The 26422-nt window shown below is 48.3% G+C and carries 20 protein-coding genes and 2 pseudogenes; 19 read left to right on the top strand and 3 right to left on the bottom strand.

What is annotated here, in order from left to right; genetic code table 11:
* The first annotated feature begins 301 nt into the window (after positions 1-301).
* The 7 genes and pseudogenes from L6442_RS15785 to L6442_RS15755 form a co-directional block, all read left to right on the top strand.
* Positions 302-676 carry a hypothetical protein gene (locus L6442_RS15785; RefSeq protein ID WP_212980781.1) on the top strand — a complete coding sequence of 125 codons (375 nt, stop codon included), beginning with the start codon at positions 302-304 and terminating at the stop codon, positions 674-676.
* Between the two features lie 248 nt (positions 677-924).
* On the top strand, positions 925-2295 hold the full coding sequence (locus L6442_RS15780) for an acyclic terpene utilization AtuA family protein (protein ID WP_212980782.1): 1371 nt from the start codon (positions 925-927) through the stop codon (positions 2293-2295).
* Entirely contained in the window at positions 2292-2633 is a 342-nt protein-coding gene (locus L6442_RS15775; RefSeq protein ID WP_212980783.1) for an AtuA-related protein, read from the top strand. The genes L6442_RS15780 and L6442_RS15775 overlap by 4 nt, the downstream gene beginning before the upstream one ends.
* A 33-nt stretch (positions 2634-2666) precedes the next feature.
* Positions 2667-3806, top strand: coding sequence for an acyl-CoA dehydrogenase (locus L6442_RS15770; RefSeq protein ID WP_212980784.1), 1140 nt, complete (start codon positions 2667-2669; stop codon positions 3804-3806).
* 12 nt (positions 3807-3818) lie between these two features.
* On the top strand, positions 3819-4601 hold the full coding sequence (locus tag L6442_RS15765; RefSeq protein ID WP_212980785.1) for an enoyl-CoA hydratase: 783 nt from the start codon (positions 3819-3821) through the stop codon (positions 4599-4601).
* Positions 4602-4607: 6 nt separating this feature from the next.
* Entirely contained in the window at positions 4608-6152 is a 1545-nt protein-coding gene (locus L6442_RS15760; protein WP_212980805.1) for an acyl-CoA carboxylase subunit beta, read from the top strand.
* A 326-nt stretch (positions 6153-6478) separates the two neighbouring features.
* Positions 6479-6841: pseudogene (locus tag L6442_RS15755) on the top strand (aminopeptidase); the annotation flags it as partial.
* A 442-nt stretch (positions 6842-7283) separates the two neighbouring features.
* Here the strand turns inward: L6442_RS15755 and L6442_RS15750 are convergent.
* A complete protein-coding gene (locus L6442_RS15750) occupies positions 7284-9602 on the bottom strand; it encodes a glycoside hydrolase (protein WP_212980786.1) in 2319 nt (772 codons plus the stop codon).
* Positions 9603-9818: 216 nt separating this feature from the next.
* On the opposite strand from L6442_RS15750, the gene L6442_RS15745 reads away from it, so the two are divergent.
* The 4 genes from L6442_RS15745 (at position 9819) to L6442_RS15730 (ending at position 14492) form a co-directional block, all read left to right on the top strand.
* Positions 9819-10814: a polysaccharide biosynthesis protein gene (locus L6442_RS15745; protein ID WP_212980787.1), complete on the top strand. Its 996-nt coding sequence runs from the start codon at positions 9819-9821 to the stop codon at positions 10812-10814.
* Positions 10793-11893 (top strand): undecaprenyldiphospho-muramoylpentapeptide beta-N-acetylglucosaminyltransferase, encoded by a 1101-nt coding sequence (locus L6442_RS15740; protein WP_212980788.1) that lies wholly within the window; start codon positions 10793-10795, stop codon positions 11891-11893. The genes L6442_RS15745 and L6442_RS15740 overlap by 22 nt, the downstream gene beginning before the upstream one ends.
* Positions 11894-12460: 567 nt before the next feature.
* Positions 12461-13108, top strand: coding sequence for a response regulator transcription factor (locus L6442_RS15735; protein ID WP_212980789.1), 648 nt, complete (start codon positions 12461-12463; stop codon positions 13106-13108).
* Positions 13101-14492 (top strand): sensor histidine kinase, encoded by a 1392-nt coding sequence (locus tag L6442_RS15730; protein WP_212980790.1) that lies wholly within the window; start codon positions 13101-13103, stop codon positions 14490-14492. Before L6442_RS15735 ends, L6442_RS15730 begins: the two co-directional genes overlap by 8 nt.
* 71 nt (positions 14493-14563) lie before the next feature.
* On the opposite strand, the pseudogene L6442_RS15725 reads toward L6442_RS15730, so the two are convergent.
* Positions 14564-14930, bottom strand: a pseudogene (locus L6442_RS15725) (glycoside hydrolase); the annotation flags it as partial.
* A gap of 265 nt (positions 14931-15195) precedes the next feature.
* On the opposite strand from L6442_RS15725, the gene L6442_RS15720 reads away from it, so the two are divergent.
* Positions 15196-15447, top strand: coding sequence for a heterocycloanthracin/sonorensin family bacteriocin (locus L6442_RS15720; RefSeq protein ID WP_194233170.1), 252 nt, complete (start codon positions 15196-15198; stop codon positions 15445-15447).
* Here L6442_RS15720 and L6442_RS15715 read toward each other — a convergent pair.
* On the bottom strand, positions 15389-15592 hold the full coding sequence (locus tag L6442_RS15715; protein WP_212980809.1) for a hypothetical protein: 204 nt from the start codon (positions 15590-15592) through the stop codon (positions 15389-15391). The two genes, L6442_RS15720 and L6442_RS15715, sit on opposite strands and share 59 nt — an antisense overlap.
* 269 nt (positions 15593-15861) lie before the next feature.
* Here L6442_RS15715 and L6442_RS15710 point away from each other — a divergent pair, with 269 nt between their 5' ends.
* From L6442_RS15710 to L6442_RS15680, 7 genes are all read left to right on the top strand, one after another.
* Positions 15862-17820 (top strand): putative thiazole-containing bacteriocin maturation protein, encoded by a 1959-nt coding sequence (locus L6442_RS15710; protein ID WP_272880343.1) that lies wholly within the window; start codon positions 15862-15864, stop codon positions 17818-17820.
* On the top strand, positions 17817-19766 hold the full coding sequence (locus L6442_RS15705) for a TOMM precursor leader peptide-binding protein (protein WP_212980791.1): 1950 nt from the start codon (positions 17817-17819) through the stop codon (positions 19764-19766). Before L6442_RS15710 ends, L6442_RS15705 begins: the two co-directional genes overlap by 4 nt.
* A 42-nt stretch (positions 19767-19808) precedes the next feature.
* On the top strand, positions 19809-21401 hold the full coding sequence (locus tag L6442_RS15700) for a SagB family peptide dehydrogenase (protein WP_212980792.1): 1593 nt from the start codon (positions 19809-19811) through the stop codon (positions 21399-21401).
* Positions 21402-21771: 370 nt separating this feature from the next.
* A complete protein-coding gene (locus L6442_RS15695; protein WP_212980793.1) occupies positions 21772-22029 on the top strand; it encodes an alpha/beta fold hydrolase in 258 nt (85 codons plus the stop codon).
* A gap of 756 nt (positions 22030-22785) precedes the next feature.
* On the top strand, positions 22786-24462 hold the full coding sequence (locus L6442_RS15690) for an extracellular solute-binding protein (protein ID WP_237100336.1): 1677 nt from the start codon (positions 22786-22788) through the stop codon (positions 24460-24462).
* 92 nt (positions 24463-24554) lie between these two features.
* Positions 24555-25454, top strand: a complete 900-nt coding sequence (locus L6442_RS15685; protein ID WP_212980794.1) for an ABC transporter permease — start codon at positions 24555-24557, stop codon at positions 25452-25454.
* Positions 25455-25467: 13 nt separating this feature from the next.
* Positions 25468-26352, top strand: coding sequence for a carbohydrate ABC transporter permease (locus L6442_RS15680; protein WP_228101281.1), 885 nt, complete (start codon positions 25468-25470; stop codon positions 26350-26352).
* The last annotated feature ends 70 nt before the right edge of the window (positions 26353-26422 follow it).

Here is a 26422-nt window from a genome sequence, read left to right as displayed (position 1 = left end):
GGCGTAGTAGGAGTGGTGAGTTGGCAACAGCTAGAATCAGTATGAGTAGAATAGCCCATTGGGCAAGAGCATTCATAAAAAACTCATATAAAATTAAGGGAATATTAATGGACATTGGTAAAAAAGGTAATGTATATTTATGACACAGCCCAGAATATCCCAATTAATTCCACTATTGGGAGGTGTTCGGCCAACCTACGACATTCAATTTGAAAGCGAATTCGAAACGTAAAAGCCATCCGCCTGGTACAAAGAAAGTGCTTGTCGAGTTCACTCTATAATAAAAGGAGCTTGAGATGGGATGAAAAGAAAAATCGTGTCTATCGCTTTCATGCTTGTTCTGCTGTTCAGTTTTGCTTCTACTGGTTTGGCGGCCTCGAGCGGACCGGGTACAGGCAACAATACTTGGGCGCCGGTCCAAGCCCATGGCAATATTTATATCGAAGGCAACTTCATTAACAACGGGCAGATCAGCGTCGGGGTTAATTTTAATCTGTACCGGGTTACCCCAACCGGAGATGTGCTGGTAGGAAGTAATTCAACGAGTACCATTAAGGCCGGTCAATCTGCACGTCTCAATGTTCCTTTGGCTTCGAATCAACCCGACGGACAGTATAGACTTGTCCTGGACTCGCCGGGTGATTTCACCGTCGTTGCCTATCTGGGCTATAATTAAACGTTAAAACCTCCACAGCCACTTTGCTCCTTACGGTGGCGATGGAGGTTTTTCATTCAACAGGCAAGTTGAATAGACGCCATTTTTGTTTAGCTAAGAGACAGGAAAGCGCAATCATCAAGAGTCTACCGTTCTTAATAACGGAGGCTCTATTTTTATAAAGGCTCACATTATTCAATCGAATAGAACAAGCTTCCAACCCATATATTGTTACAGGCAAGACCGAATAACGATTCACGGGGGATGCAATGAGAACAATTCGTATTGGAGCAGGGCAAGGTTTTTACGGCGATACCCTTCTACCTGCAATCGAAACAGCGGAGAGAGGGGGTATTCAGTATCTTTGTTTTGATAGTCTAGCGGAATTGACGCTTGCCATATTGCAAAAGGATAGGCAAAAAGATTCAACGAGAGGGTATGCGGCAGATATCTCGCAAACCATGCGAAAGCTGCTTCCTTATGTAAAGGAGAAAGGGGTTAAGTTGCTGACCAATGCAGGAGGCATGAACCCTATTGGTGCGGGGCAAGAAGTTATTCGAATCGCGCGGGAGCTAGGTTTAGAAGGATTGAAGGTAGCGATTGTAACGGGGGATGACGTGCTTGATCAGTTAGATCGTTGGAGACGGCAAGGAATACCCTTGACGCATCAAGAAGATGGAAGAAGCTTCGAGCTTGTGAGCGACAAAATCCTGTTTGCAAACGCATATTTGGGTTCTGAACCTATCGTAACAGCGCTGCGTCAGGAAGCAGATGTTGTGATAACAGGCCGGACGACTGACTCTGCACTTTTCCTTGCTCCGCTCATTTATGAATTTAATTGGCGGCCAGATGATTGGGATCGGCTTGGGCAAGGCATTCTCATGGGACATTTGATGGAATGCTCGGGGCAAGCATCAGGCGGCAACTTCAGCGGCGATTGGGCATCCATCGAGGATATGGATCGCATAGGCTTTCCAATTGCGGAAATGCGTGAGGATGGGGAATTCGTTCTGACCAAAACAGAAGGAACAGGGGGCCTTGTCTCCGTTGATACGGTCAAGGAGCAATTGCTGTATGAAATCCATGACCCGTCTGCCTATTTAACTCCTGATGTCGTATTGGATCTGCAGCAAGTAAATCTGACGAATATAGGATCGAATCGTGTTCTTTTAAAAGGTGCAAGGGGAACGAAACGGCCCGATGATCTAAAAGTGGTTATGGGTTATGCAGACGGCTGGCTCGGGCAAGCCATATGTGGTTATTCGTGGCCGGATGCTTTAGCCAAGGCACAAGCAGCGGATCGAATCATTCGGAGGCAGATTGAGCGAATCGGATTACAGGCAGCAAAGGTGCAAACAGACTACCTCGGTTATAACTCTCTGCATGGACCACTCGCTACAGAACCTGCGCAAGAATTGAACGAAGTCTATTTGCGGCTTGCTGTACGGACGGATAGCAAAGAGGAAGCAGCCAAGCTAGGCAGACTATTTCCGCCTCTCATGTTGAACGGACCACCATCGATGGGTGGTTTTCTCGGTCTCATGAAACCGCGTGAATTGCTCGGAATGTGGTCATGTCTTGTACCTCGAGAAGTTATTGAATCAAATGTCAAGGTAACGGTTTCGGAGGTGCGGCTATGACAAAGGTACGGCTCCGCAATCTGGTGCAAGCGCGTTCAGGCGATAAAGGAAATACGGTGAACATCGCAATATTCGCACCCAATAAGCAATTGTATGATACCTTACTTCTGGAAGTAACTCCTCAGAGGGTAAAAGAACATTTTAGCGGACTCGTGAAAGGTGAGGTCATTCGATATACCTTACCTAATTTATATGCGATGAACTTTGTGTGCAAAGATGCGCTTTCTGGCGGAGGTTCAGCAACGATGAGGTTGGATAATCTCGGCAAATGCTTCGCATCCAATTTATTACGCATGGAAGTCGAAATAGATGACAGCGTTGATCTCCCCAAATCCTAAAAGTGCGAGTTCTAAAAGAAAGGTTGTGGAGTGATGCATTTCGATCTGACAACAGAACAGCTGATGATTCGGAATTTAATCCATGAGTTTGCAGACGAAGAAGTAGCGCCGGGTGCGATTGACAGAGACCGAACAGGCAATTTCCCGAAAGATATCTGCGATAAATTAGCCAAACTGGGGCTGATGGGCCTGCCTTTTCCAGAAGCATATGGAGGCGGAGGGGCGGATACGATTAGTTTCGCCATCGTGGTAGAAGAATTGAGTCGGGTTTGTGCATCGACAGGGATTACGTATTCCGCTCACATTTCTTTGGGAGGCGCGCCACTTCATTTATTTGGAACCCATGAGCAGAAAGAAAGCTACTTGACAAAAATATGCAGCGGTGAATCGCTAGGCGCATTCGGACTAACAGAGCCCGACGCAGGATCGGATGCGGGAGGAACGCGCACAACAGCCGTGTTAGATGGTGAAGAGTGGGTTATTAATGGCACAAAATGCTTTATTACTAATGCCAGTTATGCACGACATATCGTACTTACCGCAGTAACGGACCGATCCCAAGGCACGAATGGGATTAGCGCCTTTATTGTACCGTCAGATACGCCTGGATTTACAGTGATAAACAACTATGAAAAAATGGGACTGCATGCATCTGACACAACCGAGCTGATATTTGATCAGGTTCGCGTGCCTAAACATAACTTGCTCGGCACCCTTGGCAACGGCTACAAGCAATTTCTCGCCACGCTTGACGGAGGACGAATTGGCATCGGCGCGATGGCTGTTGGAATCGCCCAAGGCGCTTTTGAGAAAACACTTGAATATGCCAAGCAGCGCAAGCAATTTGGCCGAAACTTGTCGGCATTTCAAGCGATTCGATTTAAGCTGGCGGATATGGCAATGAATATCGAGCTGGCCCGCAACATGGTCTATAAAGCGGCATGGCTCAAAGATAAAGGAAGATCGTTCAAGAAAGAAGCAGCTATGGCGAAGCTTTTTGCAACGGAAATGTGCATGAGTGTATGCAATCAAGCTGTGCAAACGCATGGAGGATATGGCTATATGCGGGAGTATGAGGTCGAGCGATTCTTTCGTGATGCAAAGCTGCTTGAGATTGGGGAAGGCACTTCGGAGGTTCAGCGAATGGTAATCGCAAGTCAAATTGGATGTTAGGCGGATTTAGTTATGGAACAAACCGTTCTGGTTTCAATTAACAGTCAGGGTGTCGCCATCCTGAAGTTGAATCGCCCACAAGCTGCCAATTCATTATCCAAACAGATGCTAATTCAACTGCAAAGTGCTATAGCCGAGTGTCAATCAAATCCGTCTGTACGCTCTGTCATTCTCATCGGAGAAGGGGATAAGGTTTTCTGTGCTGGAGCGGACTTAAAAGAGCGAATGGACATGAGTGAAACGGAAGTGTATGCTGCCGTTACGCTCATTCGCGATACAATCAACCAGTTGGAATCACTTGCGAAGCCAGTCATTGCAGCCATTAATGGCGCTGCATTCGGCGGAGGGTTAGAAATAGCGCTCGCCTGCGATATTCGGATCGCAGCGCAGACAGCCAAGCTCGGTCTAACCGAAACTTCGCTTGGCATTATCCCAGGAGCAGGCGGAACACAGCGCCTGCCTAGGCTTATTGGCACAGGGCGTGCCAAAGAGCTGATCTATACAGCGCGCAAGATCGAAGCCGAGGAAGCGCTTCGCATCGGTCTTGTCGAATATGTTACGCCGCCTGAAGCTTTACTCGAACGGGCGCTTGCTATCGCCGAACAGATTGCAAGGAATGCCCCAATTGCGGTGTCGCAGGCAAAAATCGCAATTGATCACGGATGGGGGAAAGACATTCGAACGGGGCTTTCCATTGAACAAATAGCCTATGAAGTTACTGTACCTACGAAAGATCGCTTGGAAGGATTGCGAGCATTTCGGGAGCGGCGCCGCCCGATTTTCAAAGGGGAGTAGATGAAGATGACAAGGGGTTATGAAGAGCAGGAGGATAGATTACGGCAACGTATAGAGCAGATTGAGCAAGGCGGTGCTCCCAAGTATCACGAGAAAAATTCAGACCAAGGGAAATTATTTGTTCGTGATCGATTAAAATTGTTATTTGACGATGATTGTGAATTTGAAGATGCGCTTTTTGCGAACTGCACGGATCCCGACCTGCCAGCAGATGGTGTCGTAACAGCGATCGGCAAAATAAATGGACAAACGGTATGCGTTATCGCCAATGATTCAACCGTCAAGGCTGGCTCTTGGGGTGCTCGAACCGTTGAGAAAATGATTCGCATGCAAGAAACGGCAGAGAAAATGCAAGTACCGCTGCTTTACTTAGTCGACTCCGCAGGAGCGCGAATTACGGATCAGGTGGAGATGTATCCGGGACGCAGAGGTGCGGGGCGAATTTTCTATAATCAGGTGAAGCTTTCGGGCGTAATTCCACAAGTGTGCCTCTTATTTGGGCCCTCTGCAGCAGGTGGAGCTTATATACCAGCGTTTTGTGATATTGTCATCATGGTGGATGGGAATGCATCCATGTACCTGGGTTCTCCTAGAATCGTTGAAATCGTTGTCGGTGAAAAGGCGACGCTTGAAGAGCTTGGCGGAGCCAAAATGCATTGCTCTATTTCCGGGTGCGGGGACGTGCTTGCCTATAGTGAAGAAAAAGCTATTGAGCTTGCAAGGGACTATCTCAGCTATTTGCCTTCCAATTGCAAGAATAAGCCTCCCGTATATGAAGCACTACCGATTAAAGAACATGAGCTAACCATTGAAGAAATTATTCCAGGCAATCAGTATACTTCTTTTGACATGTATGAATTAATTGATCGTCTGATCGATGAGGGTTCTTTTTTTGAAATCAAAAGGCTGTTTGCCAAGGAATTGATCACAGGATTTGCGCGTTTAGATGGAAAGACGATCGGAATTATTGCGAATCAACCACGTGCCAAAGGAGGTATCCTGTTTCACGATTCTGCCGATAAGGCAGCCAAGTTCATTTGTTTATGCGATGCCTTCCACATACCGCTGTTATTCCTCGTCGATGTCCCAGGATTTATGGTCGGCACCAAAGTCGAACAGGCAGGGATTATTCGTCATGGCGCCAAAATGATCGCGGCGGTTTCCGAAGCTACTGTTCCCAAAATATCGGTTATTGTCCGCAAAGCGTATGGCGCTGGCTTATATGCAATGGCTGGACCTGCATTTGAGCCTGATTGCTGCCTTGCATTGCCTTCAGCGCAAATTGCCGTTATGGGACCCGAAGCTGCGGTAAATGCGGTATATGCGAATAAGATTGCCGAGGTAGCAGAGTCTGAACGTGCAGAATTCATCGCCGAAAAGCAAGAAGATTACCGTAAAAATATTGATTTATATCGACTCGCTTCTGATATGGTAATTGACGGAATTATCCCTGCAGGGGAACTGCGAGAGGAGCTGATCAAACGGTTTGCAGCCTATTCCTTGCGTGGGGCGGTATCTGCAACACGTAAACATCCAGTATATCCTGTATAAGAAACAAACAGTCAGCTCTTGTCCTTAGGCAAGAGCTGTTCTTCATTACGATTATTTAGAATAAACTTATTTAGCGCTGAACCAAGCATTAGATACAAAATTAATTATAAACCATCAAAAAGGAGAGATTTTTCTTCTTGTGTTGAGTTATCTGATGAAATCTACAGTGAGAATATAAATTGTTTCAGAGCTATAGACCGGTTGTCTAATAACACATATGCAAGCCTATAGCCTCATTCGAGCTGGAGATAATATGAGTGAATTAAGTCGTGTTTCTCCTGAGAAAATGGGGTTATATCGAAAACATTATTTACAAATGATCAACGGATGGCAAGATTATTCATGCAACTGCGAACGATCCAGTTCGAATAAACGCATTGTTGAATACAGATCAAGGAGCACGATATTTTGGTGAATTCGGAATTGGTCTGAACCCCTATATAGAGAATCCGATGAAAGATACTTTATTCGATGAGAAGATATTTGGCAGTTACCACTTTACTCCGGGTTGTGTCCCTTTTAGCTCGCCTGGAAATGATAATTGGTCGGAACTACACTGGGATATTGTGAATATTCAAAGACCTGAATATGGTGGAGGAGAGATGTGGTTCGATGATATATTAATCCGCAAAGATGGGATATTCATTCCTGAAACTTTGCTTGGACTAAATCCTGAGAACTTAAAATAAAATGAATTACGCTAACGGGTATGATAGCTCAATAAAGACATTTGAAGGCAGCCGGCTTTTTGATCGGCTGCCTTTTTTCAACTAACGGACAGGAAAGTTCAACACTTTCTTTTGTGTTGCCCCCAAATCGAATAACAGATGAAAGGGGCGTATTTAGTGGAAGAATATGCATTTAGTCGTTTTTCGGATCTAAGATTAAAGCGCCGCCACAATCTTCTTCAGGCATTCCAGCCCTGATTCGTCAAGCTTCTTCGCTTAAGTAACTGATTATATGGAGGGTTCACATTTACAAATGATTAAGAGCGCCTATTTCCATTAGCAAGTAATGATAAGATTGTGTTAGAAGCTAGCATCAGAGCGAGTTGCGTCGCATGTTTACTTGCAGTGGACAAATCGTAAGTGAGACATGTAAATTAATCTCTATGCTTATTGCAATCCTAGCTTACATATTCCCGTTAAACGTAACGCGTTTCTTACCGTCATAGATTACTGCGGACCTTGCCTTTATAGTTTCATGTCCATGCTTCAAGTCTTTATTAGAGAAGTTCACAATGACCTTCAAGTTTGGACCGTACTCTGCGGATTGTAAAAGTCGATCCGGTGTCAGTACTTTAAATGCCGTCATCTCCTGCGTTACGGCTTTGGCATGGAACGGTGACCAGACTTTCAAGTAGGAAGAAATCAGTTCCTTGTGATTATCCCATTCCTGACTATCCAAATGGTAAAGAGGTGGAACATTATAGAGTAGCTCGTAGAGCATACGTGAGCCGACTTCATCTTTAATCTTCAGACTCCCCCATTCCCAGTGATGGGTCGTAATAACTGAATTGTTGTATACAAGTTTGAACAGCGGCAGTGAGTAGGCAGGATCGAGGTATACATGCTGATACAACTCTTTAACAGGTACCTGTTTCACATATCGTTCAGGTATGCTCCCTTGGGCTGCGCCATACCCGCCGACATAGTACGGGCTTTCCTTGTTTTCGCGCATATCTTTATCGTTCCATTTGATCACTGGCGTCTCAATGCCATGGGCAAATGCGATCGTGCTGCTCGCGAAGTCATGACCACCTTCCGAACCGATGACCATATGCTTCTCTTTCGCGATATAGTCCATTCGATTCAAGCGTGCTGCCTCATCTTGCTCCTGTGTTGTAATGTGGTCTGGCGTATAGTCATCGTAAACCTCTCCTGTTGCATCGCAATCAATAAACCATGAGTTGTAAAGGATGCCGTCCTGCAAAATATCCTCAACACGCTGCTTCACGCTTGGAAGTGAAAAAGTAGGATTTAATTTCCGCCCCCGATCGAGGAAGCCGCCGATTTTCACTCCTTTCTTATTTGAGATCGTTGCTTGTTCATAAAGTGTCGAGTCCGGGAAAAATGCTGTGTTCCACTCCTTATCCTCATTTTTCTGGATAGAGTGGTAAGAATCATACGGCCCAATTAGGTATCCTTGCTTATTCGCCTTCGCGACGAAAGCAGGATTCATCAGCCCATTCGACCAGTTCGGTAGGCCAATCCATGCCTTCTCTATGCCCATCTGACGCATTTCCTCCAACACATTAGACTGGTCACGTCCCCATTCCTCAGGATCATCAATAGCGTCCTGGAAAACGCTCTTGAGTAGGTTTTTATTCAGCTCGTATAGCTTTTGCTCACTTAACTTCTCCACGCCGCCAGCTACAGCTTGTTTGGCAGCATCGTCAAGTACAGGAAAATAGTCTGAAAGGTAGAGCTGCTTTAGCTTCAATACTTGGTTAAGAGTATCTACAATAATTCGTTTTTGGTAGTTGTTCGCGAATTGCTGTTGTTTCATTTCATTCAATACGCTGTCTAATTGTTCGGCTTCACCTCCAGCATAACGTTCAGCAAGCTCCGCGATCCAGGACCAGATGGGCTCATTCAGCTTATTCTTTATCTTCTGCCAACGAATATTGCCTGACTCTAGAGCTTGGTTGTTCCACAAGTATATATGCGGAGCTCCGAACAGCTTCTTGATTTCCGGATTATCCTTCGCCTTGTCTTCTAATGACTTAAAGCCTTGATGTTCCTTTACATATTCTTTGTACTGCTTCGCGACTGCCACAGGATCGTTGTCAGTTATATACAGCCGGAAGCCATACTCCTTTTTCGGATTGATAGATGGAAATTCGTGCTCGAATGTCATGCCGATCTTCTGCTTCGTCTGGAACGATACTTCATTGTTGAACGGATTTTCAATGATAAAGAGAAGTGAGTAATGCTTTTTGTTCAAAGCCATGAAATTCATTGAGAACGATTCGCCCCATGTCATCTTCTCCTCCTTCAGAAATTGCTTCCAATTCTTATCGTTGGCAGGAATCCGTTTGCCTTCCCCAAGTGGAAGCATATAGTTGTCGGCTTGCACAGTTGGCCAAGCAAATTGTTCCGCTCCAATAGACTGAATGCGGATGTCCAAATATTTATTATTCTTTTTCTGAACAATCACTTTTACCTTGTCATTCGGGTACGTCCATTCAATCCGATCTACTGTCTTCTTCACATCGCGCACGGCCCGGGGCTTTAACGGCACAGATACATGTTCCTTTATTCCTTCTCTTTCGACCACGATATCGAAGGTGGTCGGATCCACCTTATATTTGAAATCATGGTACGCAACAGATGCGCTACTCTTCACTGCTTGTCCTGTCCATGCTTTTGCGGCAAGAGTTTGACTGCTTCCGGCGAATAAACTAAGCGCAGTCGCGATTGATAGTACGGTCAATAATGTCTTTTTCATGTGCAACCTCCAAAAATGAGTTGTTTGTTCCTGAAGATAAGATGATTCTCAAGTTAGTACTTCCATACTGGAATCAACTCAGGAATGCATGATAATCATAGTGACTATCTGTTACACCAGTGTTACAAGGCTAAAATCTCAAATTGTCACACTGGTGTAACAGAACGAACTCAAGATAGTGGTGTCAGATAGGAGCAAGTTATGGAGGGGAAAAAGATGACAAATAAAACGATTTTAATTACAGGCGGCACTGGCTCGTGGGGAGTGGAACTAGTCACGCAGCTATTGCAAAAACAACCGAAGGAGATTCGGATATTCTCCCGGAACGAGTCGCTGCAAGTTCAAATGCATCAAAAAATTGGGGATCCCAGATTAAAATTCATAATTGGCGATATTCGGGATAAAGCGGAATTGGCCCTTGCCTGCAGCAGTGTAGACGAGGTTTATCACCTGGCGGCGCTAAAACATGTTCCGATTTGTGAGAATCAGCCCGAGAGTGCGCTCAAAACAAACATAATTGGAACGCAAAATGTGATCGATGCAGCAATTGAAAACCGCGTGCGGAAAGTGATGTATGTTTCAACTGATAAAGCAGCCAACCCAACAAACACTTACGGTATGACGAAAGCGATCGGAGAGAAGCTTATCATATACGCTAATGGAAGATCAGCTACAAAGTTTGCTTGTTTTAGAAGCGGCAATGTTCTCGGAACGACTGGAAGCGTTGTGCCTTTATTTAAACAGCAACTCAAAGAGGAGAGAGATCTCAGCGTAACTGATCCAAGAATGACGCGTTTCTTTCTTACTTTGGAGGACGCTGTTCGAATTTTGCTGACATCGATGGAGAACAGCCTCGGGGGCGAAATATTCGTTGCAAAAATGGCAGCTTGTCGAATAACGGATCTTGCACAGGTATTAATTAATCACTCTAATTCAAAGCACATCAAAATTCGTTACGTAGGCATTCGTTCGGGAGAGAAACTTCATGAAACATTGATTACGGAATCGGAGAGCAGTCGGGTGAACGATATTCATGATCAATACTTTATGATTATGCCCGAAGACTCAAAAGACTCGCTAGGGGTGAATGTAACTCAAATCTGCGATGCCCGTCGAGGTTATCATTCGGAGGATTGCATGATGTCACTTAAAGAAATCGAACAACTGCTTCGGAAAGGGGGGCTTATAGGATGCAACGGAGAATTGTGCTAACGGGCGGCGGATCCGCCGGTCATGTCACAGCTAATCTTGTACTAATTTCTCGCTTGTTAGAGGAAGGCTGGGATATCCACTACATTGGCTCCAAGTACGGTATCGAGCGCGAACTAGTTGCCTGTTTGAAGAACGTTCGTTATTACCCGATTAGTACGGGGAAACTAAGACGGTATTGGGCATGGGCGAATGTAACGGATCTATTTAAGCTTTTGCTAGGTATTGTACAGGCGTTCCTACTCCTTTTTCGGATTAAGCCAGGGGTTATGTTTTCCTTGGGCGGATTCGTCGCAGTTCCCGTCGTGGTAGGTGCCGCCTTGAACGGAGTTCCGGTAATCATTTTTGAGCCTGATCTCCACCCCGGGCTTGCGAATCGGATATCACGAAAATTTGCGCAAGTAATGTGTACAACCTTCAATAAGTCTTCTGCTTTTGACCGGAATGTTGACGGGAAAATGGTACACGTCGGTCCGATTGTTAGGGAGGAGCTGAAGCTGGGCAGTCGCGCACGCGGCATCGGAATTTGCGGATTCAACGAAGAAAAGCCAATTCTTCTGATCATGGGAGGCAGTCAAGGAGCAGAGCGAATCAATCGCATTGTCAGGGAAGCACTCCCGAAGTTGTTAAAGGGTTATCAAGTCGTCCATATTTGCGGAATCGGGAAGATGGATCTTTCTTTTGGTCACTATGCTGGTTATAGACAGTTGGAGTATGCTCGTGAAGAGCTTCCTGATCTGATGGCGATGGCCGATATAGTCGTGTCGAGGGCGGGTTCGAATGCGATCCATGAATGGCTGCTTTTACGAAAACCGATGTTATTGATTCCACATGCCATCGGCGGAACTCGAACAGGGCAAACATTAAATGCGGAATATTTTAAGGACGCAGGGTATGCAGAGGTATTGTATGAAGCTGATCTAACGAAAGAAACCTTTCTCAAAGCAGTGGATGTTACTTACAGTAATCAGAAATCATTTGTGGACGCGATGAAGGCTAGCAAGATGGATGGGGCAGTTGACAAGGTGCTGACACTCATTGAGATGGCGGTTCATAAACAGAAGGAGGGGACAGGGGGTTGAGGTTTTTTCCTAAAATACTACTTGTTGCTTACGCTCTGCTCGTCCTGATTCTTCTTATTTTGGCTTATAATAATAAGCTTGGCAGTGTTTAAAATGAATCCTTAGTTAATCAGTCTGCACTCAGTAAATCTCATGGGCTTGTCCATAATGTATTCTTACACCTATGTAATAATAGGTAATCGAATTCAAATTAATGAATTATTTTCCTATGCTCTCCTTAATTATATAAACATGATCAACAAATGGAGATAAAAAATGCGGAAAATAGTACATTTATTTACGATTGTAGCACTCTTATTCGATTTCTATTTCGCTTTTACATTTAAAGAAACTAGAAACGGAATGCTGATGATTGGCGAGAAACAAGGACTGCTAGATATAAAGAAGGAACACAATGGCACTTATCGTCAAGTCCATAAACAGCCGAAATGGCCAAAGTGCTCTCCCGCTTAATGAGAGCTGATTCGATGACATGAAGCCATGAAGGAATTTGAAGGTAGAAGCAGTTATTATAGAGAATAACGATGTTTCAAGACTTAAGAATCAATTAGGATAAGGGTGATTGCTGTGCGGATATTAATTGCAGACGATGAACAGGATATGCTGCGGATTTTATCGGCGTACTTCAAAAAAGAAGGTTACGAAGTGTGTACGGCCGAAAACGGCGAGGAAGCATTGGATGTTTTTTATCGTGAGAAAGTCGATCTTGCCATTCTTGACTGGATGATGCCGAAACAAAGCGGGATAGAAGTATGCCGGGAAATCAAAGCGCGTTCGGACAAAAAAGTGCTGATTTTGACAGCAAAAAGCGAAGAAGAAGATGAACTGAAGGCGCTCAGCATCGGTGCGGACGAGTATATCCGCAAGCCGTTTCACCCGAAGATTCTCGTTCTCCGGGCCAAAAAGCTGCTGGGCGACGAAAAGGGACTGCGCTATCAATCCCTGCGAATCGATCCGGAAGGCAATAAAATATATAAGGACGGTATAGATTTGCAGTTAACAAAAACGGAATTTGAGCTTATGTGCTCCCTTGTCCGCCACAGAGGCCAGATTCTGTCTCGGCAGCAGCTACTGGACTTCGTGTGGGGGCTCGATTATTTCGGTGATGCAAGAACGGTGGATACTCATGTTCGCAGGCTGCGAGAGAAAGTTGGCGAAAACATGATCAAAACGCATCGGGGACTTGGCTACAGCGTGGAGGCCGGCGATGAATAAGCTGGGACGCAAACTGTTTACAAGCATAACGGTTGCCGTCCTGCTTATTTTCGTCATGTTCGTACTTCTGGCGAACCTGTTTATGCCGAAATATTATATATACAAAACGAAAGAACAGCTCGGGGAAGCCGTGAAAACGATTTCCGCCCTTCAGGAAGCTAACTGGGCAGTTGCGATCCCGCAGCTTGAGCAGCAATACCGCGTGACGATTGTGTATGACAATTTGCGGAAGTCGGAAAATGATCTGAATGAATCGTTCAAACAGCAGCTCGCGACAAAGAGAGTGACGCTGAACAAGTTCTGGATTACGGACGAATCGCTGTTGAAGGTTAAAGCAGGTACCAGGGTCAATATAATATACGATCAAGGCAAGCTCAAATCCAGCTTTTACGCAAGTTTTATCCCGAAGGGCGAAACCATCGTCCTGATCGGGCTTTCGATGGCTTATATCAGCGATACGATCCGGATGATCAATGAATTCATTTTGATCCTGGCGCTTTGTTCGGTGCTGATTATCGTGTCGGTGGTCTGGCTTTTGTCATATCGGATGACCAAACCGCTGAAAGAACTAGGGCAGGTGGCGAAGGACATATCGGAGCTTCGTTTCCGAAAAGCCAGAGTCGATACCCGGGATGAAATCGGAGAGCTGGCGGAGAGTATCAACGCCATGAGCGACAAGCTGAGCGCTGCGCACGCGGATTTATCCAGAAAAAACGTGAGCTTAAAGCGGTTTATGTCAGATATGACGCATGAGCTGAAAACGCCGGTTTCACTCATTCAGGCTTATGCCGAAGGGATTCAAGACGGGCTTGACGACGGCAGTTATGCGGCTACGATTTTGCGCCAGAATGAGAACATGGCTAGGCTCATTGACGAGTTTTTGAATTTTTCGAAAATCGAAAGGGACGAGCTTGAACTTAAGCCTGTTGCCGTGAAGGATTTGTTCCATGAATGTGCAGAAAAATTCGGCATTGAGCTGAAGTCCAGGCATTTGCAGTTCGTGATTCGCGATGAGCTACCAGGGAATCCTCTGATTGAAGCGGATCCGGACAAAATCCGGATGGTGTTTCATAACCTGCTCGGCAATGCGGTAAAATATGCGGCAGGCGAACGGATTGACGTGCATTTCGGGAAGCAGGATGAGGAGATCGTATTTGCGATGAGCAACCACTTTGCGGGAGAGATCGCCGATGCATCCCAGCTGTGGGAGCCCTTTTACGTGGAGGAAAGCTCGCGGCATAAAGCGGTGTCTGGCACAGGCCTCGGGCTTGCGATTGTCAAAACGGTTCTGGAACGGCACGGCTTTCGCTGCCATATAGAGACAAAGGATCAAACGATCCGCTTTTACATCTATTTCAAAGAAAACAGCCCTTATTCTACATGAAGCAGAATAAGGGCTGTTTTTTTGGGAGTAAAACGACTTACACTTTCCTGAACGAGAATTCAAGCTGCATTTTAGATATTCGGTGTACGGAAGGTCGTCACCTTGGCGCCGTCTTCGATCACGGCCGATTTGGCTGGAATTGTTTGCTGCTTATACGCAAAGTCTTTGCCTGAAAAATTGACGGTAATCCGCAGTTGATCGCCGTAGGAGGTGGACTTACACCTTCAGATTACCCGTAATTAATTTCTTGTTCTTTTTCCAGCTGTCCTGATCAATATGATAAAGCGGCGGGACGTTGTAGAGAAGCTCTGAAAGCATCCTGCTTCCGATTTCGTCCTTTATCTTAAGGCTTCCCCATTCCCAATGATGCGTAGTGATCACTGAATCGTTGTAAACAAGCTTATATAACGGCAAAGAGTAAAACGGATCGGTATAGATATATGGTCATAACTAGTAGGGGGAACACTATAGCCCTCAGGATCAAGTTCCACGGGCGGTTACGTTCAATCCGGCTACCAGAAGAAGTCTGCTGGGTTCTTTTTTATTTGGTAGGCGGATGTCATAGGAACACTAGTGGAATTAATTTCATAAATTATCTAGTCGAGAAGGGGGGATGGGCTTGTATGCCGGTCGGATCCAGATCTAAACATTCTCGTATAACAATTGTCCCATGCAGGGAAATGAATGATTCGGAGGGTATAAAATGAACGATTTCCAGAAGGATCTGCAAAACTTGAATGTCGGCCAGTTCAATTCGACGGGGATGACACCTACGTCGGGGCAAAATCAGTACTATCAGGTGGATCCCCGTTTATGTGTTGGTATTTGCTTTTTTTGCGCCGGCTTTTGCGGCGGGTTTTGTTCATGCAGCAACTGTGTCCGCTGCAGTAGCTGCTTCAACTGCGCCAGCTGCAGTGGCTGCGCACGTTGCGGAAGCTGCGCACGCTGCCGTTGAGCACCGAAAAGCTTGCTTGGCGATCCGCAAAACGGTATGCCCCTGCAAATGTCTCGTCTTGCAGGGGCTGTTCCTTTTTTAGTTTTAGAGGTTGTTCAAAAAGTCCGCTTTTGATCACGAAGCGAATCAAGAAGTGACTCGGCATCGAATCTTGAATTCACCCGGGACTTCCGGTGCTCACGTACCTAACGTACGCTCCGCTCCTCTGTCCCTAGCTTCATCCAACCTTCTCGGTGCTGAAAACCGACCTTTTTGAACACGCACTTTTAGGCATGACGGACAAAACGCTCTACATAACTTAAAAATGAGGGAAAACCGAAAGCCTGCGTACAATGCGGTTTTCACCGGCAAAAATTTAGTTTTTACCTACGAAACGGTTTTGCGTCCGGCAAAACTTTAAGGAGGAATAAAAACTTGAACCCTTCTATGCGTCTGAAAGTGAAAGGGGATACGTTCTTTCTCCCCGACTCGAATGGAGGCGTCTATTTTCGCAACAATACGGGTTCGTTCCGAATGGAAGGTGACATGGTCGATCTGTGGATCGAAAAATTGATGCCCATGTGGAGTGGGGATTATTCCATGGCGGATCTGACGGACGGGCTGCCAGAACCGCACAGGGTACGGGTTTATGAAATAGCGGAAGTACTGCTCAATAACGGCTTTGTCCGGGATACCAGCCAAGACCGCCCACACAGCCTCCCGGAAGCGATCGAACGGAAGTATGCCGCACAGATCGAATTTCTGGACAGCTTTGGCGGTTCGGGCGCTCACTGCTTTCAAGCCTATCGCCAGGCTAATCCGATTGCCGTCGGTTCCGGTCCGATATTTGTCTCGCTCGTTGCGGCTTTATTGGAATCTGGATTGCCTCGGTTTCGTATGCTGATCATGAACCGGGCGACCACGGATCGCCAGCGGATCTCCGAGCTGACGGCGACCGCGCGTCTATCGGACCACGAGATCGAGGTCGAGGAGATCTTTCCGTCGAATGACGGCTTCCCCGATTGGCCGGAGGTCGTGCGGCTGGCGGATTCCGTTCTCTACGTCGCTCAGGATGACGATCCCGGAGAGCTTAGAGCACTGCATGCGGCCTGCAGGGACGCGAAGAAGCTGCTGCTGCCTGCCATCTACTTCCGACAGTTGGGCATAGCAGGGCCGTTGGTGCACCCGGATTCGGACGTCTGCTTCGAATCCGCATGGCGCAGGATACACCGAACCGCCCTTGGCGATGCGGATCGGCCGACTGCCGTCTCTACTACGTCGGAAGCCATGCTCGCGAATGTGGTCGTATTCGAATGGTTTAAGACCGTTTCGGGGGCGACGGTTTCCGAATTGAATGGAAAGCTGTTCCTGTTGAATCCGGAGACGTTAGAAGGCGAGTGGCATTCGTTCCTTCCCCATCCGCTGGTCAGAGGTCTTCGTCCGGCTGAGCCTACGGACCCGTTCGAACTTCCAGTCGATCGGCATACAGAGAAACAGGAGACGGAGCGTCTCCTCTCGTATTTCAATCGCTTGACTTCGGCGGAGACCGGTATTCTTCACTGCTGGGAGGAAGGGGACTCGAAACAGCTTCCGCTCTCACAGTGTCGCGTCCAGGCAGTTGACCCGTTATCGGAAGGCCCCGCCGAGCTGCTGCCGCAGATCATCTGTTCGGGAATGACGCATCATGAAGCCAGGAAGGAAGCGGGCTTGGCTGGCATCGAGGCGTACGTGTCGCGACTGGCCGGGGTTCTGAAGGCGGCCAGTCCTGCGCAGCCGGATACCACAAGTCCGACCGAGTCTCAGCCACATGAATATGTAGGGATTGGAGCGGGAGAGACGGTAGCGGAAGCGGTCCTCCGCGGACTGCAGAAATGTCTGTTCGAGGAGCTGAAGAGCCGTTCCGAATCCAGCATGCCCTCCATTTATCGAATCGAGCTCAGCGAGGTTGATGATGGTATCACACGCTATTACTTGCGCGTATTGAGTACGATGCGGGACGCCCCGGTAATCGGTCTGGGTCAAGAAGCAGCGGGTTTTCCGGTCGTCTGGGTCGGTACTAACGGGTACTGGTACGGCGGGGTCGGAGTTAACCGCACGATGGCGCTACGAGAAGCGCTTCGACAGGCGCTGATGAGGACCCAAAACGATGCGATGGACATCCAAGGCCAAATCCTGGAGCGCTCTTCGGTCAAGGTGGAAGATGCCTTGCCGCAGAACCTGACGATTCACAGCTTTGATCAGTCGGAATACGGCATGACACTGCAATCCGTCCAGCAGATCCTGCAATCGAACCGTAAGAGGATCGCGGTCGTTGATCTGTCGACAGAACCGTTTATGCAGGAAGAACTGGCAGGCGTGTTTGGCGTATCGCTGCGAGAGGAGGAAACGCTTTGAACGCGATCGTGACGGTCATCGGGGAAGGACAGCTCGCGGATTTGGTAAGCAAGTTATTGTCTGCGGATGACCGCTATCGGCTGATCCGGCAGAAGAGCATTGAATCTGGAGAGGCGACAACAGGAGACTTGGCGCTGATGTTGAACGATGCATGGGATCCTTCCGTTCATGCTGCTGCGGAGGCTCGGTTCCGACAGTCGGGAACGCCCTGGCTGCGCGGTTTTGTTGCATTCGGTGAGGGGATTGTCGGTCCGCTGGTTCGCCCGGAGGGGCAAGGGTGCTCGCAATGCGCGGATATCCGGCTCCTGCTGGCTGGAAGCGACCGAAGGGAATCGTGGGACCTTCAGCAAAAGCTGGCGTCGCTTGGGGGAATCGCCCGGGACGCATGGGCGTCGCGTACGGGATTATTGCAGGTGGCGCACGTTGTCGCGGCAGAAGCCGTTAAGGTGCTGTTGGGCATTCAGCCGGAGATTGAAGGCCGGATGTACTTGATCAATCTGCGTACGATGAAAAGCTCATTGCACTTCTTCCTGCCCGATCCGCTATGTCCGATCTGCGGGCGATTGCCGGAAGACGATGCGGAGACGGCCCGCGTTGCGCTGCAGCCAAGCCTGAAAATCAGCGTCGAAACGTATCGCAGCCGTTCGATGGATGAGCTGAAGGATGTTTTGGCCAAAGAATACCTCGATGCCAGGACCGGTTTACTGAACGGGAAAATGATTGACCTTGTGTCTCCTTTTGCCGATGCGAGCATCAATTTGCCCTTGTTTGGCGGAGACGAGGCTTGCGCAGGTCGGACCCACTCCTATGCGGATAGCGAAATGACGGCCATTCTGGAGGGACTGGAGCGTTATTGCGGTCTGTCGCCCCGCGGCAAACGATCCGTCGTTCATGACAGTTTCATCAATGTGCAAGACCAGGCGCTCGATCCACTCCGCGTAGGCGTCCATGCGAAGGAACAGTATGAACGCTCCGGCTTCCCGTTCAAACCATTCGATCCCGAACGGCCGATCGATTGGGTATGGGGTTATTCGTTCCTGCAGCAGCGTCCGATTCTCGTACCGGAACTGCTGGCTTATTACAGTGCGGGCTGCGGACACGGATTCGTCTACGAAACGTCCAATGGCTGCGCGCTGGGCGGCAGTCTGGAGGAAGCGATTTTCTACGGGATGCTGGAAGTGGTGGAACGCGACTCCTTCCTCATGACCTGGTATGCGCGGCTGCCCCTGCCGCGTCTGGACCACCGTTCGGTACAGGACCGGGAAATGAGATGGATGATTGATCGTATAGAGGCCTTGGCGGGCTATGACGTGCATTTGTATAAATCGACAATGGAGCACGGCATACCGAGCGTGTGGGCGCTCGCGAAAAACAAGAAAGAGCGGGGTGTGAATCTCATCTGCGCGGCGGGCGCCCATCCGGATCCGATCCGCGCGGCCAAGAGCGCGATCCACGAGGTGGCGGGCATGCTGCTCACGGTCAGCGAGAAATTCGAGGAGAACCGTCAGCAGTATGAACGGATGCTTCTCGATCCGTACCAGGTCCGTCAGATGGAGGACCATTCCATGCTGTACGGGTTGAAACAAGCGGAGGAACGGCTCGATTTCCTGCTGAATGACGATCGTCCGATGCAAACGTTCGACGAAGCGTTTGAACCGAGGGACTGGAACGCAGATCTGACCGATGATCTGAAGGGCATGCTGCATGTTTTTCGCCAATTGAATCTTGAAGTGATCGTGATCGACCAGTCAACCCCGGAGACGCGTCGCAACGGACTCCATTGCGTGAAAGTGCTCATTCCCGGCATGCTGCCGATGACGTTCGGGCATCATCTCATCCGTTTGACGGGACTGGATAGAGTGCTCAGGGTCCCTGCAGAGCTGTCTTATTCGCTGAAGCCCTTGTCTCCCGAGCAGCTTAATCCATACCCGCACCCGTTCCCATAATCACGGCTATGGGCGGCGCAGTTGAAGACAAGGAGGAAAGCGATGAGTCTTATGAATTTGGACGTTTTTCTTCACCGTTTGCAATATGATCCGGATAAGGTCAAGCCCTTGGATTGGGAGACGGATTGGGATGACGCACCACTTCCTTACAAGCTTTATCGCGGTTTGCCAATGTTTCCGCTATCCAGGGAAGTGCCGGCAACGCTCGAAGGCAGGGATACGACCGGCGTGCCTATCCTTCGCGATATCGGACATTTCCTTTACTATGCATTCGGGCTTACGCAATTGACCCAATCCGTCATGGAACGGGAACCATCGAAAGAATCGGTAGGCGTCTTGCAGATGTGCCGGCGCTTCGTTCCTTCCGGAGGAGGGCTATATCCGAGTGAACTGTATCTCTATCTGAAGCTTGGTGAGTTGCCTGCCGGCATATACCATTATGATGCGGCGCATCATCGGTTGGCGTTGCTGCGCGAAGGAAATTTCGATGATTATTTAGCGAGGTCGCTCGGGAATCGCCGCGACACGAACGGTTGCTTCGCAGCCGCGTTCGTATCTACGGTTTACTGGAAAAATTTTTACAAATACAATAATTTTGCCTACCGGCTGCAGGGACTAGATGCTGGCATTTTGATCGGACAGCTGCTTGAAATCGCGAAACGATTCGGATTTTCGTCTAGCGTGCATTTTCAATTTCTCGATCAAGCCGTCAATCATCTGCTCGGACTATCAGAACAAGAGGAGAGTGTGTATGCGGTTATCCCGTTATCGACTGATCCGGTGATCCGGTGGATGGAAAGCGGGAACGAGGATGAGGACACGGTTTCCGCCTCCGAGCTGTGCCGGGAGTTGTCGACTGTCAGGCATGATCACTATGTCAGGTCACGGAGAATCGCAGATTATCCGTTGCTGCTTCGAATGAGCGAAGCGTCCCGACTGGATTCGGCGCGATCGTTTCGAGAGTTCGTAAGGGATGAACAAGCAATCCCGGATCAAGCGCTCGCACTGCCTCTGCCGCCTGTAGAGCGCTTGTCGTATGATTTGGCGACGGTTTGCCGCAACCGGTTCTCGCCCGAGACGGAATTTATCTTGAAGCCGATCGCTCTTTCCCGGCTTGCAGCTCTGCTTCGGGAAGCGACGGTTTCCTTCTCGTATCGCAATGACCTGGATGGCCCGCATGAGCGGCCGGAACCGCGTGTATGCCTATATGGCTGTTTCTATGGAGTAGATGACATTCCGGATGGCGCTTATCGGTACGATGACGCCGCGCATGCGCTGCAGCCGGTTAGTCTTGGAGATCACCGGCAACGGATGCAGGAGGGAATGTCGCTGCCCAATATCAATTTGTTTCAAGTGCCGCTCAGCTTTCATGTGGCTGGGAAGAGGAGTTTCTTTCAATCGCAGCTCGGCAAGCGGGGATACCGCATACAACAAATGGAAGCAGGGATGCTCGTGCACCGATTATTGCTGGCGGCATCCGCCCTCGGGATGGGAGGACGTCCGCTTCTCGGGTTTGACGCCAATTCCAGCGATGCGCTTTATCGGACGGCTTCTCGGGATGAAACGGGGCTGATTTTTATACCGGTCGGTCCCTATCGTCAACGTTTGCGGTTGGCGGGTAGTTTGAGCCGTTAAAATAAAAAAATCATTGCTAACGACATTGACGCAAACGGTCATGTCGTCAGGAAGTTAAATGGACGATGCAGATTTTTGCATAGCCTTATCAGCAACCTTATAACACTCATATAAAAGTCTAAACCTTACCCATTGGCTTTTTGCCAATGGTTTTCTCTATGATCTATTTATAGGTAGGTATGCAGAAAAAATAAAGACAATTTCTGAACTGTTGAGAACTGTCGGAATGAGTTTACATATATGAATATTGACGAGGATGATTTTTATACTTTCCTGGATAAACAGTATTCTTCTCCAGAAATAAAAAAGAACTATGGGGAGGCACTTCCAAATCCAGCGCTTTTGAAGATGAAGCTTTTGAGTGTATTGATTGCATCTATCTTCCTCATCCATTCATGACGCTGCCTATCAAAGCTTCGATTCTAACGATCGTTTGCCTGCCATCTCTGTTCCAACACTGATCATTCACGGAGAAGCGGACTGGATTTTCACCCCCGCCCACGCAGAAACTTTGGCTCAACGCATCCCGGATGCCCAGCTCTTAATGGTGCCGGACGCCGGACATGGAGTATTTTTGCAGGCGCATGAGCGGATCATCGAGCGGTTGGATCGTTTTTTGACCGCATAGACCGAAGCAGGCCGAAACCGATCATGACCGGGCATACAACGAACCCAGAATAATAATAAACAAAATATAGGACAAACAAATACCAATGCCATAGGAAATGCTATAAACACCGCAACGAATGCAGCTCAAAATGCGATTAAATCGACGACGGATGCCGCGAAAAATGTCGCGAATAAAACTCAGAAAGCAACTCAAAACATCGTTAATCAAGTTACGAATAATAATAACTAATAATACAAAAGTATTTAGATGACAGGCAGGGTTCGGCAACAGCAAATTGCCAATAGGAAAATACTGGGAAGTCGACAATGATCGAAAAAATGTTGTGTGACAAGAACTATATACTTAAAAGTCGCGTAGTTGCGGCTTTTTCGTATTATTAGGTCAGCCAGAGATTTCTGGTTGGCTTATTTTCGTAGGTGCTTTAAGATGGCGGTAGCCGGGAGAACGTGCGGCTTTAAGGGACAAGATCCCGTAACAAAAACTGTTCTCCCACCTGCTTCCAATGACCATGTTTTGCCGTAAAGGACAAGAACATTGGTTCTATTACCGAATAGACCCCAAGCTTTGGGGAGATTGTGCGCAGGCATATGAAGGTCTTCTGAAATCATCGGGGCGTTCTTTAGCAACAAAGTAAAGAAGTATCAAATGGTATACAAAGTAAAAACTTGTAGATGGATTGCGGCCGAACGGCGGGCTTATAATCATTATGAAAGCGTATTCATTAGAGACCTAATATTATAGGGGGTATTCAAAGTGGGAACATGGCTAAAATCAATGACTTTCGGCATCATGTGCAGCGCGCTTGTCCTTGTAAGTGCGTGCAGTAACTCCAGTTCCGGCTCGAAAGTGTCGCCAAGCGATTCATCTTCGGCATCGGCGCCGCCGTCCGATTCCACCAAAGGAATCGTGGAATTGACGACGGTTCGCTCGAACCCATCCGACATCAAGTGGGATCCAGGGGAGTCGATGGACAAGAATGCCGTATATGACGCCTATGAGAAAGATTTGGGCATTCACATCAAGAACCTTTGGGTAGCCGACTCGAAACAGTTTAATCAGAAGCTCAACATGATGATCGCGTCGAACGACATTCCCGACTTCTTCTCGGTAGGCGACCAGATGCAACTGCAGCAGTTGATCGACTCGGATATGATTATGGATATTAGCGACGTATTCGATAAATACGCCACTCCGGAAACCAAAGCCTGGTTTACGAAAGACGGCGGGAACCAGATGAAGTCGGCGAAATCTGACGGCAAGCTAATGGCGATTCCGCTCGCGGACAGTCCATATAACTCTTCCTATTACTTATGGGTGCGCAAGGATTGGCTGAAGAAGCTCAACTTGCCGGAACCAAAAACGATGCAGGACGTGCTGAACATTTCCGAGGCATTCGCGAAGCAGAACCCTGGAGGCGCAGCGGGCAAGTCTTTCGGAATGGCGATGAACAAGGACTTGTACGGAACATACGGACTAACCGGCTTCTTCAACGGCTATCATGCTTATCCGCAGACGTGGCAGAAAGACGCTGACGGCAAACTGGTCTACGGCAGCATCCAGCCGCAAATGAAAACCGCGTTGAAGCAGTTACAAGACATGTATAAGTCGGGTCAAATCGATCCGGAGTTCGGCACGAAGGATGTGGACAAAGAGAACGAACTGGTTGCCGGCAACCAAATCGGGATGGCCTACGGTGAATTTTGGCTGAGCGCATGGCCGCTTGAGAAAGCGGTGATCAAAGACGGCAAGCAGGTGCAGGAATGGGAAGTGTACGGCCTGCCGTCGATCGACGGATCGCCTGCCAAATCCCAGGTCGGTCTCGGTTTGAACGGGTACGTCGTCATCTCGAAGAATTGCAAGAACCCGGAAGCCGTTATCCAAATTTTGAACCAATGGGTTAAAATCAACTCAAACGGCGTGACGGATGAGCGGAACTTGTACATGAACGGCAAAGGGCTGAAAGAAAACGGGAACCTGTACTTCAAAATCAACCCGATCCGCCTCTATTCACAGGACGGAAACGTGCAAGCCGGTGCCGTGCTGCCGAAAGCGATCCAGGAGAAAGATCCGAGCCTTCTGAAAGGTGATCCGGATTGGACGAACCGGTATGATACCTCGCTGCACTACTTGAACGGCGATGTGAGCGGCTGGTTACACTGGATGATCGCTAAACCGGGCGGTTCATTCTCGATCATGAATCAGTATTTGCAGGAAAATCGGTATCAGCCAGACGAGTTCTTCGGCGCGCCTACCGAGACGATGCAGGACAAAAAGTCGATCCTCGACGCGAAGGAACAAGAAACGTTCACCAAAATCATCATGGGCCAAGTGTCCATCGACGAGTTCGACAAGTTCGTGGCCGAATGGAAGAGCCTCGGTGGCGACAAAATCACGCAAGAAGTCAATGACTGGTACGCGAAGCAGAAGTAAGAATGGCTTTATGTGGCAACACAGGCGGTCCGACATAGCAGGGGGGTTATCCCTCCTGCCGTCTTTATCCTGTAACATGTGGTGGTGGAAGAATGCTAAAAAAACGATGGATAAGGGAATGGCCTTTGCATCTAATGATTTTGCCGAGCGTGGTGCTTCTGTTTATTTACAGTTACATTCCGATGGTCGGCATTACGATCGCTTTCGAAAAATTCATGCCGGCCAAAGGGGTTTTGCATTCTCCGAAGGTCGGTTGGAAAAATTTCCAGCTGCTCCTCGAATATCCCGATATCGGACGCATCATGTACAATACAGTCAGCATCGCGATCATGAAAATGATCGTCGGCCTGATCGTGCCGATCGTCGTCGCCATTCTGCTGAATGAAATTCGGAAGCAATTGTTCAAGCGGGTGTTTCAAACGCTCGTCTATTTGCCGCACTTCCTTTCGTGGGTGCTGCTCGGCGGCATTTTGATCGATATTTTGTCGCCGTCGACGGGGATCGTCAACCAAGCGCTCAGCTTTGTCGGCATCAATCCGATCTATTTTCTTGGGAGCAATCATTGGTTTCCGGTGGTTATCGTGTTTTCCGACGTATGGAAGGAATTCGGCTTCGGCACGATCGTTTATTTGGCCGCGTTGACGAGCATTAATCCATCGCTGTACGAAGCTGCTGAAATGGACGGTGCTAACCGGTGGAAACAAACTTGGCATATTACGCTACCTGGAATTATGCCCGTAATCATCTTGCTTGCGACCTTGAGTCTGGGGAACGTGCTGAACGCCGGCTTCGACCAGATTTTCAACCTGTACAGCCCGCAAGTGTACGAGAGCGGCGACATTATCGACACGCTCGTTTACAGATTGGGCCTGGAACAGTTTCAATATGGCTTGGCGACGGCCGTAGGACTATTTAAATCGGTCGTGTCTCTCATATTTATTTCGTTGTCTTATTTCCTCGCCTACCGATTCGCCAACTATAGAATTTTCTGAAGGGGGATGCCCATTGATAACCCGCACGACCCCGGGCAGGCTGACGTTCACCTTGCTCAACTACCTGTTTCTCGGCGCTCTCTCCTTGATGTGCATCTTGCCCATGATTCATATACTGGCCTTGTCATTCAGCTCGGGCTCCGCTGCCGCCGCCGGGAAAGTGACGCTGTGGCCTGTCGAGTTTACGACCGTCGCTTACCAAAATATTATAAGCAAGCCGCAATATATTACAGCGTTCATGGTGACGCTCAAACGGGTGGTGCTCGGTACTTCCATCAGCATGCTGCTTACGGTGCTGGCCGCATATCCGTTATCGAAAGAAGCGTCGCAATTCAAATTCCGCACCGCCTATGCCTGGTATTGCGTCATCACAATCTTGTTCAGCGGGGGCCTCATTCCGTGGTACATGACGATCAAGGCGACCGGTCTGATGGATACGATCTGGGCGCTTGTCCTGCCGGGCGCCGTACCGGTGTTCAACGTCATTCTGCTGCTCAACTTTTACCGCGGGCTACCTAAAGAGCTGGAGGAGTCGGCGAAAATCGACGGGGCGAACCATTTCGTTACGCTGTTCAAAATTTATTTGCCGTTATCGACGCCGGCTCTGGCTACGATTGGATTATTCACGATTGTGGGACACTGGAACAGCTGGTTCGACGGGCTTATCTTGATGAACCGTCCCGAGAATTACCCGCTGCAGACGTTCCTGCAGACCATCATCATTAAGAAGGATTTTCGGTTCATTTCCTCGGATGAGCTGGATATTTTGCGGCAGCTGTCCGACCGAACGAGCACGGCCGCGCAAATTTTTATCGCCGCTTTTCCCATTCTGATCGTCTATCCCTTCCTGCAGCGGTTCTTCATTAAAGGGATCGTCATGGGGAGCGTAAAAGAATAAAGTGCATAAAATAACCTCACAAAGTGACGTGTAGCTTTTGAAGCTTATTCCGATTACTTTGTGGGGACCC

Source organism: Paenibacillus azoreducens, assembly GCF_021654775.1.
Classification (GTDB): Bacteria; Bacillota; Bacilli; order Paenibacillales; family Paenibacillaceae; genus Paenibacillus_AQ; species Paenibacillus_AQ azoreducens.
This window is presented reverse-complemented; position numbering and strand designations above follow the sequence as displayed.